The organism is Anabaena sp. FACHB-83 (assembly GCF_014697485.1).
GTDB lineage: Bacteria > Cyanobacteriota > Cyanobacteriia > Cyanobacteriales > Nostocaceae > Nostoc_B.
In genome coordinates this window covers 134,243-148,409 of sequence record NZ_JACJRY010000018.1, presented here as the reverse complement: position 1 = coordinate 148,409, position 14,167 = coordinate 134,243, and the positions used below count along the sequence as shown (strand labels likewise).

At 43.2% G+C, this 14,167-nt stretch carries 6 protein-coding genes and 1 pseudogene; 4 read left to right on the top strand and 3 right to left on the bottom strand.

The window, feature by feature from the left end:
• Window positions 1–240 precede the first annotated feature (240 nt).
• Window positions 241–2,445 (bottom strand): CHAT domain-containing protein, encoded by a 2,205-nt coding sequence (locus tag H6G79_RS21220; RefSeq protein ID WP_190593241.1) that lies wholly within the window; start codon window positions 2,443–2,445, stop codon window positions 241–243.
• Between the two features lie 726 nt (window positions 2,446–3,171).
• On the bottom strand, window positions 3,172–7,158 hold the full coding sequence (locus H6G79_RS36350) for a DUF2157 domain-containing protein (protein ID WP_199334079.1): 3,987 nt from the start codon (window positions 7,156–7,158) through the stop codon (window positions 3,172–3,174).
• A gap of 445 nt (window positions 7,159–7,603) precedes the next feature.
• On the opposite strand from H6G79_RS36350, the gene H6G79_RS21210 reads away from it, so the two are divergent.
• The 3 genes from H6G79_RS21210 (at window position 7,604) to H6G79_RS21200 (ending at window position 9,137) form a co-directional block, all read left to right on the top strand.
• Window positions 7,604–8,245 (top strand): hypothetical protein, encoded by a 642-nt coding sequence (locus H6G79_RS21210; protein ID WP_190593242.1) that lies wholly within the window; start codon window positions 7,604–7,606, stop codon window positions 8,243–8,245.
• Window positions 8,246–8,373: 128 nt separating this feature from the next.
• A complete protein-coding gene (locus H6G79_RS21205) occupies window positions 8,374–8,748 on the top strand; it encodes a DUF433 domain-containing protein (RefSeq protein ID WP_190593243.1) in 375 nt (124 codons plus the stop codon).
• Window positions 8,745–9,137: a DUF5615 family PIN-like protein gene (locus tag H6G79_RS21200; protein ID WP_190593244.1), complete on the top strand. Its 393-nt coding sequence runs from the start codon at window positions 8,745–8,747 to the stop codon at window positions 9,135–9,137. The genes H6G79_RS21205 and H6G79_RS21200 overlap by 4 nt, the downstream gene beginning before the upstream one ends.
• Before the next feature lie 244 nt (window positions 9,138–9,381).
• Here H6G79_RS21200 and H6G79_RS36870 read toward each other — a convergent pair.
• A pseudogene (locus H6G79_RS36870) lies at window positions 9,382–9,546 on the bottom strand (DUF2281 domain-containing protein); the annotation flags it as partial.
• 538 nt (window positions 9,547–10,084) lie between these two features.
• On the opposite strand from H6G79_RS36870, the gene H6G79_RS21190 reads away from it, so the two are divergent.
• A complete protein-coding gene (locus H6G79_RS21190) occupies window positions 10,085–14,071 on the top strand; it encodes a magnesium chelatase subunit H (protein WP_190593245.1) in 3,987 nt (1,328 codons plus the stop codon).
• The last annotated feature ends 96 nt before the right edge of the window (window positions 14,072–14,167 follow it).

Below are 14,167 nucleotides of genomic sequence, written 5' to 3'. Positions count from 1 at the left end.
TTCTCAATCACCTTCCGATTCATCTTCATCGCTGGAGTTCTTTTCCTTCTACTCCTGTTGACGATTTCTTCTGCTTTAACTCCTCCTAATTGTAAAAAACCTACACCTGTCAGGGTTAGGGGGTGGGGTGCAATGACTGTGGGAATCATAACTAATTAACCGGACATGATATGATTTAGGACTGCTATATAGTTTGGTTGATTTCCACTGACTTACTTATATTAAAAGACAAAGTTTGCTTCATTCAGCTTCCCCAATTAGTGTAAATGCTGCCCAGTTAATTGGTAGAGAATTTTCTTTAATTCTGCCTAGCATAGCTTGGCGTAATGCTTGGGCTTTATCGGGGTTCTTTTGCAGATGTTGATAAAACTCTGTCATGAGTAACTGGGTTTCTTCATCGGGAACTAACCACAGGGAAACTAACACGCTGGGAACACCAGCAGAAATTATCGAACGAGATAAACCAATCACACCATCACCTGTGATGCGTCCCCGTCCAGTTTCACAAGCACTGATGACAAATAATTCGGCTTGCAGTTTTAAGTCTAATATTTCTTCAGCAGTTAGTAAGCCATTACCTATTTCATTTTGATTTTTTGGGTTTGGTGCTAATGCAATCCAACTTCCTAAACCGCGAGTATCATCAGCCCATCCATGAGTTGCTAAATGGATAATTCGGGCTTTTGGTAGCAGTTTTAAAATTTGGTTTTTGGTTGCATCTTTACCGATGATGGCTTTGGTATTTAATAGCCGCGCAACTTCTTTGGCTTCAATTTCTGCACCGGGTAAAGCTTCTAATTGTTCTGGTGTGTCTCCAGGTTTGTAAGCGACACGGGGCATGATGGGATTACCAACAACTAAGGCATTTTGATTAGATGCGTTTCGTGTTTGGATGCGTTGTTTATGAGTTAAATCTAATACTTGAATTGACGGTGCAGTGAGGATGGTGTGTTTTTCAATGAGGTATTTATTGTCTGCATCTTTTAAGGAAGGGAAAGGCACAAAGAATAATGATGCTTGAGGGATAAAAATAACATGAGCTTTAGGGTCTTTGGGTAATTCTTGGGCGATTGGTTCAATGAGAATTTCATGGAGTTGCTGTAGAGGTTTTTTCCAAAGACGATAGTTTGTGCCGAGAATACTTTTAACTAAATTTTCCAGATTGGTGTTTTGTTTTTGCCACAATGCTTTAAGGTCTTGGCGGTGAAATTTGACTTCACCGTTAGGTTTGATGACCCAAATATAAAGTTCTGATTCTTGCGTCGTTGGTTTACTTTCTACTTTGAAATTATCGTAAATAATTGAGTACTGCACCAAGGTAGAATTTTGCTGTTTGGCAATTTGTCTCATCTCGCCTATTGTGGGTGCAGAGAGCGATTTCATTTCACTGTTATCTTTGTTCAAGCGGGATGATAGTAATTCAACAAACGCCCTAGCACGACCCCGTTCTGATATTTCTAAAGCTGCATCGGTTTTCTTTTGGGCGATGAGGACTTTTTGTAAGGTGCGGTAAGTGCTTCTTTGCGTCTCGAAAATTGAGACTTTATTGGTATCAGCTAATTTTTTATCTCGCAGAGATTCCCATAATTTTTTATCTCGCAGAGCTTCCCAAACTTTAATTCCTTCATCCAGCGTTTTCTCGGCTGCGTGGAGATTACCAGATTTGTAGAAAGCAACTCCTAGATTATTTAAAGACTGTCCCTCACCCAGACGGTCTTTAATTTCACGGGCGATCGCTAAACTCTGCTGCTGGTATTCTATGGCTTTTGGGTAGTCTCCTAGTGAATCGTAAGCAATACCGAGATTGCCCAGTGCTGCACCCTCCCCGATACGGTATTTGATTTCACGGGTGATCGCTAAACTCTGCTGGTGGTACTCAATAGCTTTCGGGTAGTCTCCTAGTGAATGGTAAGCAAGACCGAGATTGCCTAGTGCTGCACCCTCACCCAGACGGTCTTTGATTTCACGGGTGATCGCTAAACTCTGCTGGTGGTACTCAATGGCTTTCGGGTAGTCTCCTAGATTACGGTAAGTAACACCGAGATTTCCCAGTGACTGTCCCTCGCCACGACGGTCTTTGATTTCACGGGTGATCGCTAAAACTTGTTGTAGGTACTCAATGGCTTTGGGGTAGTCTCCTAGTGAATCGTAAGTAACACCGATATTACCCAGTGCTTTACCCTCACCTCTAGGATCTTTGATTTCTCGATAAATAATTAGTGCTTGTTGCCACGACTGCAAAGCTGCTTCAAATTGACTGGTTTGATACTGCTGAATACCTTGCTGTAAAAGTTTATCTGCTTCGGCTTTCCGTGCGTCTGGGGTTTGTGCTGAAGCGACTGAGTTGGCGTTGTGGAGAAAATTGAGTTTGGGTAAATCTAAGTTGATGCTGAGAGTTGCAGTCAGCAAGGCGATGATGGCATATTTGCAGAGTTTGAAGTGCATCGCGGTGAGTTGTTGCCAGGGTTGATGTTTATTTTACTACCACTACAAATTGCCAAAATTAGCCTGAGATTAAAATTCTATTTTCTCACCCCGTGATATGGCAAAATGCTGAGTGAGTCTTTAAGAGGATGTTTTAAAAGTCCTATTGTTGGTAGCCAAACATTTTAGATCCCCCTAAATCCCCCTTAAAAAAGGGGGACTTTGAAGCATTTCCCCCCTTTTTAAGGGGGGTTAGGGGGGATCAAGAAGTGCTAATAATCACAACCAACCACTTTTCAAACACCCTCTAAGACTCATTCACGAATATTAAAGACTCATTAATGAAGTTCCGAGACTCATTCACGAGTATTAAAGGCTCATTAATGGAGTTCCGAGACTCATTAATGAAGTTCCAAGACTCATTCACGAGTATCAAAGACTCATTAATAGAGTTCCAAGACTCATTCACGAGTATCAAAGACTCATTAATGAAGTTCTAATACTCATTCATAGGGATCAGAGTGATTCGCATCATGGATAATTGTTTGTGTGATCGCATTTGCGTATAATTTTTTTTCAAATTCCTCTCAGGCAGATGCAGCAGTGTAGACTTGGTGTTTAAAATCTCACAGTTATGAATGAGCAAGATTTGGATGTAGTGCGATACCTATCAGTATGCGTGAATGTTGGGTTCCGTTCCTCCACCCAACCTACACAAATCTAAGTTGTTGCTGTCTCCTACCTTCTTCACTCCCATTCATCCAATTCATGACTGCGGTTGCGAAGTAAGCTATTAAGTTGGGTGCGGTGAGTTTCAAAGTTAGCGGCGATATAAATCAGCAAAATGCCAACTAGCAAGCCAATTACCCATTTTAAAAATGAGTAACGTAAGCTAAAAATGACTAATTGGTAAATACCAGTAACTAAGAAAGTACCTGTACCAACATACAAAAAAGCCCGAATACGCAAAGTTAATCCAGCAAAAATAGCGATGAGGCTGAAAATTCCGGGAATGATGACTGTATCTTGATGAAATACTACTGCCCATCCACAAATTAAACTGATACCTACCAGCCTCACAATGTGCCGCGATGATTTTGATTCTGGCAGTTTTAGCTGTGGATCAACTTGGGCAATGTATAACAGCGAAAGTCCAGTGGCGGTAAAATACCACAAGGGATCAGTAATATTTAATTGAGATAACCATTTCCAGGCTGCCCAATCAATTAAGGCGATACTAATATATGTGAGGCGGATATTTTCACTCACCTTGGCTAAGATGATGTAAAATCCAGCCGCGATGAGCAGGGTGATGGGGTAAACTTGCAGTTTGGTTTCCCACAAAATCATTAATGGCAAAATGTAGGCGGCGAGTTGCCAAGGTCTTTTTGACCAACCCCAATTTTCCCAGGGTAAGCTGTATAAGAAGTAGGCTATCACACAAGCGATCGCACCATTCCAAGGGACTAACGGCCCGGTTAGCCACTGTCCGACGGCGGTTTCTCGCCAATAAACCCGCATTCCCAATACTTCTAATAAGCCGAGATACACCCACATTTCTTCTGTGGTGATTCTGCCAAAAACCCTTGGTGTATTACTATTACCTCTTCCTTGAAAGATGGCATACATAATTAATAATCCCCCTGTACCCAACCCAACAAGGCGGTTAGCTTGAATTGGCAGGGCAATGGCCAGGGTTAATAATACACTACTCCAAGCCCAGTGCAGATGAGCAATACCTTTGATTTCTAGCAAACTGAGGCGTAAATATCGGCTCAACCAAGGCGCTAATCGGTTGTAAACTAGCATGATGCTTGTTCCTAAAGTGGACATAGCAATTAAGCCATCACCCAATGCACCGCCTTTAGCTTGGGACATTTGATAAAACAATAGTTCATAAAAAGAAATTGATACGCCAATAATGCCGCAGTACAGCAGAGGTTTAAAGTTTGGTTGTCGTCTGCCGATACCAATGACAATTAAAGCCACACCCAAACTAGATAAACCAGTCCACTCTGTAAAAACATTTAACCGCAGAACAACACTCAATGCACCATAAACTAAAGGCAGAATATGTAAACTGCTGGGAAGTACGGCGGGATGATATCGTCTTTTCCACCATTCGCCTAAAAGTTGGGTGAATAAACCTAAAGCAATATTAGCGATCGCAATTCTGATTGTAGAACGTTCCCCAAAGCTCAACACTTCGGCGATGAATAATTCTACACACCAACCAATACCGTAAAATGCCCAATCTGTGGGTTCACGCCAGCTACGATAAACAATGGCGAGTAAAGTAATTGCACTGGCGACTAAATACCAAACTCCGGGGATGACGACGGCATCATAAACTAAATATGAGTGGATTGTCAGGGTTGAGAGTACAGTACAACATAAAGCGATCGCCCATTTATCACTAGCATCTGCATATATATCTGCTAAATCATGGTTGCGTTGTTGCAGTAATTTTCGCATTAACCATAAACTAAAAGTGGCGATCGCACCTACGACTAACCAACCTGCAATAGCTAGGCGGGGTAATCCTGGTATTCCTTCCCACAGCAACGCCGCTACAAAACTCAGTCCTAAACCAATGGTAAAAGCGGCAGATCCTTCATTTCTTAAATAGCGGGTATTGAGATACATTACACCCGTACCCACCGCCAAACTCATAAATCTAGTTTCTGGTACAAGAATAGTTAAAAACTGCACCGCAAACACAGCCACCCCACTCAAAAAAGCCCTGATGATGCGGGGTTTGCCTGTGGTGCGACTAGCTAAAAAAGTCAAACATAAGGGTGTAATTAACCAAATCACGCCCCAATATTGTTGGTTAATTTGTTTAAAAGTGGCATCAAAAAATAAACTAAAACTGACAATGGATAATACTAACCCGAAATACCATGCACTACTTTGCCAGCTACCATTACCAAGACTAAATCCCCATTCTGCCACCATCACAACTGAGATCACCGTTGCCCAGAGATAAGTCGGGAGATTCGGGAAAAACCAGTCTATGACTGAGAAAAGTGCCAGTAACCCGATGAAGTGAGTCAGGTAAATTAATGGCGTGGAAGATGGCGAACGGCGTTTAGTAACAACAACCAAAGTAATAGTAGAAAAAACTAGATTTAGCGATCGCAAGGTAGGATTAATTGTGGACAAGACAGTTAAAAAACTGCCAAACATCACGGCTATCGCTTCACCATAATTTGCCAAATCTCGGTTTTCGGTATGACGCAGGCGATCGCAAAACCATACCATAAAAATTAAATAAGGAAATAATGCCACACTCAACAACGCCCAAGGTTCATTGTGCGCCTGGGTGATATTTGCCGCAGTAGCAATTATCGATTGTCGCGTTCCCGGCGGTACAACTCGCCAACCCTGCCAAATCGACTGCAAGCCAACCAAAAACAGCACCGCTAAATCAAGCTTGAGGCTATATCTCTGCAAACGCTGACTCACATACCACAAAGCCAAACCACTCACAGCCAAAGCTTGTCCCGGATAATCTATTACCGCCACAGCCCAACCGAGGAAGAGTAAAAGGCTACCTAAGATTTCCCAAGCGGGGTGAAGTGCTGAGTGCTGAGTGCTGAGTGCTGAGTGGGGAGACAAGGGAGAGGGGGTAGACAAGGGAGAAAGATAGCTACCTTGTCCACCTTGTCTACCTTGTCCACCTTGTCCACCTTGTCTACCTTGTCCACCTTGTCCCCCTTGTCCCCCTTGCACCCCTATACCCTTGTACCCCTGCACCCTTCCCTGCTGTACTAACCACGTAATCAACCAACCACAAATCCCAATGGCTAACCCTAGTTGGGTGACATTTACACCAGCAACAAAAATTGCCCGTGACAACAGTACAATTAATGAGTAAACAATGACGGTGGCAAATAAACTGAGTTGATTTTCACCAGTATTACGTCGCTGACGACGAATGTCATAGACAGTTAGTAGAGTTGTGCCTATCATCGCTGCATACACAGCAATTAAAGGAAAGACTGCGATTTTCCAACCCCAATGTAAATAACTCAACGCCAGGATATTAATTAGCGGTAACTTTCTTGTGGAGGAGTTGGGAAAAACTGTACGATTACTGCAAAGTAAAACTGTAACAAAAGAAAGAGTAGGAGCAGCGATCGCAACTGTCAACCAGTTAAGCGGATTGTGCCATAATCCGAAACTGTCCATTGCCCAAAAATTTACAGGCACTAAAAATAACGTGACAATTAATAGCGTCTGAGTGGTTAATCTCAGGTTTGCTTGTCTCCCAGTCCAAAAACTGAAACCCCAAAAAGTTAAAGTATAAGCAAATAACACCCCATACTGTCCAGATGCGGGAAATCTTTCCCATTGACTTGCAGCCAATACCCCAGAGGACAGCACTACTAAAAATACACCTAAAAATAGTAGCCAGCGTACACTCAATTCTTCCCCCAAAGATTGCAACATCCTCGTGACAAAATTGGGTTGAGAAGGTTGTTTTGGCGGTGCTGGTGCATAAGCAATTAATGGCTTCTGTTTGGGAGTTGCACCCGCTACCACTGCTTCCGGTTCGACTTGCGGCTGTAGCACCACCGTACAACTGAGATATTCTTTACATAACTGCCTAACTTGGGCATCAGATATCAAACCTAAGCGCAGCCATAAATCCAATCCCTCCAATAACTGCGGATGGGATGATGGTAGGGTGAGGTTAATTTTTAACGGACGCTCTGGAGAAGATGACATAAGCAGCAGCCGTATAGGTATATACTTAAGTCTTGATGAGGGTAACGTATATCTTGACTCAACTTGTGCCAGTTCCGGGAGCGATCGCTAGAATGTTTTAAGATGAGTGAGTTGAACCTCTCCCCAACCCCCCTGCAATTGCTGAATGTCTAAGTAAACAGGAGTTTTTCTGCAAATACCTATCCCGCCCCAGAATTCATTCTAAGTCTCATAGCGCAAGTCATCTCAAAATGACTTACATTCCGAGTTTTTGCTCAGTAATTTAACATCTGATGTTCTATCTTCGAGTTCTGAAACAGAAGTTTGAGGTTCTGAGGTTGGAATTTCAAACTTATAAGCTTAACATTGCTTTTCTGAAGACGAAATATGGGTAATAGATAGAAATTGACCGTACAATAAATCGTTAGACAAATATACTTTTACAATTCATTTTTTAATTACTCTAGTGGTTTTGATAAGGAAAATTATTTCAGCGTTTATTGCGACTGGTCTTGTTACCGGAACCGTTTATCTTGGAATTCAATCTGGAAAAGATAATCGTTTTGTAGTTTGGTTTGGCATTGCATCTGCTACTGCTGCTCCCGTTGGTCTAGCCTTATTTGGCTATGCAATTAGCCGATCTGATGACGAAATCATACAGCGACTTTCCAAAGTTCCAGAGATCGAAAGGCTAATTGAGCAAGCTAAAACTCAGGAGGAAAAGATTCAAGTTCTCGAAGCAGAACGTTCGCGGCTTGCGGAAATTGTAAAAATTGAATCTCGACGACAAGCAGCCTTGGATAGAATAGATAGCTTAGAGCGTGATGCTGTTAGAATTTTAGCTGAACTCGAAAATCTAGATAGAGAAATAATCTTAATAGATGAACAGGTAGGCGAAAGTGCTATAAGTGAAGAAATTCGGCGCTTAAGAGAGCGTGTAAAAGCTCGTGAAGATGGAGATGTTATCCTCCGACTTGGTTCTAGAGTTTATCGTCTTGATCGAGATATCATCAAAGCATTACCTTTTGGGCTGGGGAACCCATTAATTGCATACTTCCGAATCGCAGAAAAGCTGGAAAAGACATTTATACCTAAAATACGTCGATAAGCAGGTTTGTATTACTTTATAAATTAGTTAACTTCCAAATCTCAATCAAAACCCAATAGCGATCGCCTGTGTCTGCTGAAAAGTTACATTGGCGATATGATGAAATTAGCTTCTGATGAGAAATCTTTATGGTAGCAGCATCCAAGCAAGAACCAAAAATCATTCGCACAGAACGTGGATTGACGATCGCCGGTACACGCATCACACTTTACGACGTGATGGATTATCTAAAAGCTCAGTATCCACCAAAACTGATTCGTGAGAAGCTTGGTCTCAATGATGAGCAGATTAATTCAGCGTTAGCATACATTGAAACTCATCAGACAGAAGTTGAGGCAGAATACCAAGAATGTCTGCAAACAGCAGTGGAAATTCGGCAATATTGGGAAGAGCGAAATCGAGAACACTTTGCAAAAATCTCTGCAATGCCTCCTAAATCAGATAAAGAAGCCCTACGTGCAAAACTACAAGCCTGGAAAGCTCGCATTGAAGCGCAGTCATGAATTTTCTTATTGACTACAATTTAACAGGCGATGCTGTTCTATTCTGGGGAACACTCTCTGCGGAAGGATGGCTGGATTTGTTACCTATCCGCTTCTTTACATTTCAGGAAGTCGGTTTGCCGATGGATAGTAGCGACCGAGTTGTTTGGCAATTTGCTCAAACCAACCAGATGATTTTGATTACAGCGAATCGAAATATGAAGGGCGATGATTCTCTAGAACAGACAATACGTGAGGAAAATACACCAATTTCTCTACCAATTTTGACAATCGGAAACCCTGATAGACTTGATGAAATTAACTATCGGCAAAAGTGTGCCACTCGCCTGATTGAGATTGTGTTTGATATAGAAAACTATCTAGGAGTCGGTCGAGTTTTTATTCCGTAAAGCTGAGTAATGAGCTTTTTTTATATAAAATACTAGTACAACAAAGCAAAAGTAAAAATAAATAACAACTACACCACAAGCCTTGTAGCAATTTTTTATGGTCTGTTGATTTACGCCGACCTGTACTAGCTATACTAACTAACCAAGAGTTGTTAGTATCCATTAATAGGGTTCTAACATTGTCAGATAGTTTTTTTGGCTCTCCTACTGACCAAATAAGTACATAAGTGTCTAACAATAAATTTCATACTGCACCTTCACCCATCCAAAATTCATCAGGTAAAGGATCATTAAAATCATCACTCATCCAAATTTCGCCTTCATGTAATCCTAATACCCTTGGCTGAGGATGTTCTTGGTTTGTTTCAGGTTGAGCATATTTTTGCATTAAAAATTCCACAAAATCTAAGACTTGCTGTTGCTATTCTGGTGCTAGAGTGTGGAAATTGGCAATTAATTCTGAGGTGGTATCTACAACTTGAGCAGTCATCTCACCTTCTCCCTTGGGTACATCTGATTTTATGCTTAGTTGTTTAGTCAGGCGATCGCTCTTGATTTGGTACTACTATGAATATATGGGGAAACACTACGCGAATCCTGACCTCCTCATTCTCATCGCCTAAACTTCCCAGATAATACTTGACAAAATTACATATTTATATATTTGGCTATATCACGCCTCAAAAGTACAAATTTGCCAGAATATATCGAAAAATATTAAGTTTTTGTTACATTAAGTGAGCATTTGCTTTTATTATCTATTAATGTTTGTTAACAAAGTTTGCGATTTTTATATCGATTTATGTCAGTTAAGCGACAAAATGCCCATTTGGTAAGGTTTTTCTGATAAAAAACTCTTATTGCCGAAAAAAATCGTTAAACTTTGTGGGCAACTTAGCCGCAAAGCAATTCCAGTCGAGAACACGCATCAAAGGAGCAGAGGAAGCATGTTCACCCACGTCAAGTCCACCATTAGACACATTGCGCCTGATAACCTGGGCGGACGTAACTTCATTAAGGTGGTCTATGTCGTGCTTGAGTCCCAGTACCAGAGTGCATTGTCGCAAGCGGTTCGTACAATTAACGCCAACAATCCTGACCTTGCGATTGAAATCAGTGGGTACTTGATTGAGGAACTCAGAGATCCTGAAAATTACGAAGAGTTCCAGCGCGATATACAAAGTGCCAATATTTTTATTGCCTCTCTGATTTTTATCGAAGACTTAGCACAGAAAGTAGTAGCAGCAGTAGAACCACACCGCGATAATCTAGACGTTGCTGTTGTGTTTCCCTCGATGCCAGAGGTAATGCGCCTAAATAAAATGGGCAGTTTTTCCTTGGCACAGTTGGGTCAATCGAAGAGTGCGATCGCACAATTCATGAAGAAACGCAAAGAAAAATCCGGTGCAGGATTCCAAGATGGAATGCTGAAACTATTGCGGACACTGCCCCAAGTCCTGAAGTTCTTACCGATAGATAAAGCACAGGACGCACGCAATTTTATGCTGAGTTTCCAGTATTGGCTGGGTGGTTCTCCAGAAAACCTGGAAAACTTCTTGCTGATGCTGGCTGATAAATATGTATTAAAAGATGTCGAAAAACAAAAAGCTGCATCTTTAGAATATCAAGCACCAGTAGTTTATCCCGACATGGGAATTTGGCATCCTTTAGCCACAACCATGTATGAGGATGTTCGAGAATATCTCAACTGGTACAGCGCCCGCCGGGATATCCCCCAAGATTTAAAAGATCCTTTAGCACCCTGTGTCGGGTTAGTATTACAACGCACTCACTTGGTTACAGGCGATGATGCCCATTACGTGGCGATGGTGCAGGAACTGGAAGCACTAGGCGCAAGGGTAGTACCTGTGTTTGCTGGTGGTTTGGATTTCTCCAAACCTGTGGATGCTTACTTCTACGAACCCACAACTAAAACCCCGTTAGTTGATGCAGTCATATCTTTAACAGGTTTTGCGTTGGTAGGCGGCCCCGCTAGACAAGACCACCCCAAAGCAATTGACTCACTCAAACGCCTGAATCGCCCTTACATGGTGGCTTTGCCTTTAGTCTTCCAAACTACGGAAGAGTGGTTAGATAGTGATTTGGGCTTACATCCGATTCAAGTAGCATTGCAAATTGCGATTCCTGAATTAGATGGCGCAATTGAACCGATTATATTATCGGGTAGAGATGGGGCAACAGGAAAAGCGATCGCACTCCAAGACCGTATCGCCGCCGTCGCACAACGGGCTTTGAAATGGGCTAACCTGCGTCGCAAACCCAAACTCAACAAAAAAGTTGCCATCACCGTTTTCAGTTTCCCCCCCGACAAAGGCAACGTCGGTACAGCCGCATACCTCGATGTATTCGGCTCAATTTACGAGGTGATGCAGGCACTCAAAAACAACGGCTACGACGTGCAGGACTTACCAGAAAACGCGAAAGAGTTGATGGAACAAGTCATCCACGACGCACAAGCACAGTACGCCAGCCCCGAACTCAACATTGCTTACAAAATGTCAGTCCCCGAATACGAAGAACTGACACCTTATTCCCAACGCCTAGAAGAAAACTGGGGGCCACCACCAGGAAACCTCAACAGCGATGGACAAAACTTGTTAATTTACGGTAAGCAATTCGGTAACGTCTTCATTGGTGTTCAACCTACCTTTGGTTATGAAGGCGACCCCATGCGGTTGTTGTTCTCCCGTTCCGCCAGCCCTCACCACGGCTTTGCGGCTTACTACACTTACCTCGAAAGAGTTTGGGGCGCGGATGCGGTACTCCACTTTGGTACACATGGTTCCTTAGAATTCATGCCCGGTAAGCAAATGGGGATGTCGGGTGAATGTTACCCCGATAACTTAATCGGCACAATTCCCAACCTCTACTACTACGCCGCCAACAACCCCAGCGAAGCGACAATTGCCAAACGTCGCAGTTACGCCGAGACAATTTCTTACCTCACACCACCCGCAGAAAACGCTGGTTTGTACAAAGGTTTGAAAGAACTCAGCGAATTAATTGCTTCTTACCAAACCTTAAAAGATAGCGGTCGCGGTATTCCCATCGTCAACACGATCATGGATAAATGCCGGATGGTGAACCTAGATAAAGATATCAACTTGCCCGAAACCGATGCCAAAGATATGACCCCGGAAGAACGGGATAATATTGTTGGTAGCGTCTACCGCAAGTTGATGGAAATCGAATCTCGGTTGTTACCTTGTGGTTTGCACGTCATTGGTAAACCGCCAAGTGCAGAAGAAGCGATCGCCACTCTAGTTAATATCGCCAGCTTAGACCGTCAAGAAGAGGAAATTCTCAGCTTACCCCGCATCATTGCCAGCAGTATTGGGCGCGATATTGACGAAATTTACCAAAATAGCGACAGAGGCGTATTAGAAGATGTCCAATTACTGCAAGACATCACCCTAGCAACTCGCGCCGCCGTCCGCGCCTTAGTACAAGAACAAACCGACGCGGAAGGACGGGTTTCTCTAGTATCCAAGTTGAATTTCTTCAACATGGGCAAAAAGGAACCTTGGGTAGAAGCACTGCACAAAGCCGGGTATCCCAAAGTCGATGCTTCCGCCTTGAAACCCCTGTTCGAGTATTTAGAATTCTGTTTACAACAAGTTTGTGCAGACAACGAACTCGGCGCATTACTCAAAGGCTTGGAAGGCGAATACATTCTTCCCGGCCCTGGTGGCGACCCCATCCGCAACCCGGATGTATTACCCACAGGTAAGAACATCCACGCCCTCGACCCCCAATCAATTCCCACGGCTGCGGCTGTCCAATCAGCTAAAATCGTTGTTGATAGACTTTTGGCAAGAAACAAAGCCGAAAACAACGGTAACTGGCCAGAAACCATCGCTTGTGTTCTCTGGGGAACAGATAACATCAAAACCTACGGTGAATCTCTAGCGCAAATCATGTGGATGATGGGTGTACGTCCGGTTCCCGACGCTTTGGGACGGGTGAACAAGTTGGAGTTAATTCCCTTAGAAGAGTTAGGACGACCCAGAATTGATGTTGTAATTAACTGTTCTGGTGTATTCCGCGACTTGTTCATCAACCAGATGAACCTGCTAGATCAAGGGGTGAAAATGGCTGCGGAAGCAGATGAACCCTTAGAAATGAACTTCGTCCGCAAACACGCGATGCAGCAAGCTGAGGAATTGGGAATTAACCTCAGACAAGCAGCCACCCGCGTGTTCTCCAACGCTTCTGGTTCCTACTCCTCAAACATCAACTTGGCAGTAGAAAACAGCACATGGGACAGCGAAGCCGAATTACAGGAAATGTACCTCAAGCGCAAATCCTTCTCCTTCAATTCCGATAACCCCGGAATGATGGACGAATCCCGACAGCTTTTTGAAAGCACCTTAAAAACTGCTGATGCAACCTTCCAAAACTTGGATTCCTCCGAGATTAGCTTGACCGACGTTTCCCACTACTTCGACTCAGACCCCACCAAGTTGGTAGCAAGTCTGCGTGGTGATGGCAAAAAACCAGCATCCTACATTGCAGACACCACCACAGCTAACGCCCAAGTCCGCACACTATCGGAAACCGTCCGCCTAGATGCCCGTACCAAATTGTTAAATCCCAAGTGGTACGAAGGTATGCTATCTCACGGTTACGAAGGTGTACGGGAACTCTCCAAGCGGTTAGTAAATACCACAGGTTGGAGTGCAACAGCCGGCGCTGTGGACAACTGGATTTACGAGGACACCAACGAAACCTTCATTAAAGATGAAGAAATGCAGAAACGGTTGATGAACCTCAACCCCCATTCCTTCCGCAAGATTGTCTCAACTTTGTTGGAAGTGAATGGTCGCGGTTATTGGGAAACTAGCGAGGAGAATTTAGACCGCCTCCGCGAGTTGTACCAAGAAGTTGAAGACCGAATCGAGGGCATAGAGTAGGTTTTGCATAACCTAATAAATTAGCTAAGAGGCACGGTATAACCGTGCCTTTAGTATTTATCTAAATTTTTACTGAATGTAGAAAAAAGATAGGTT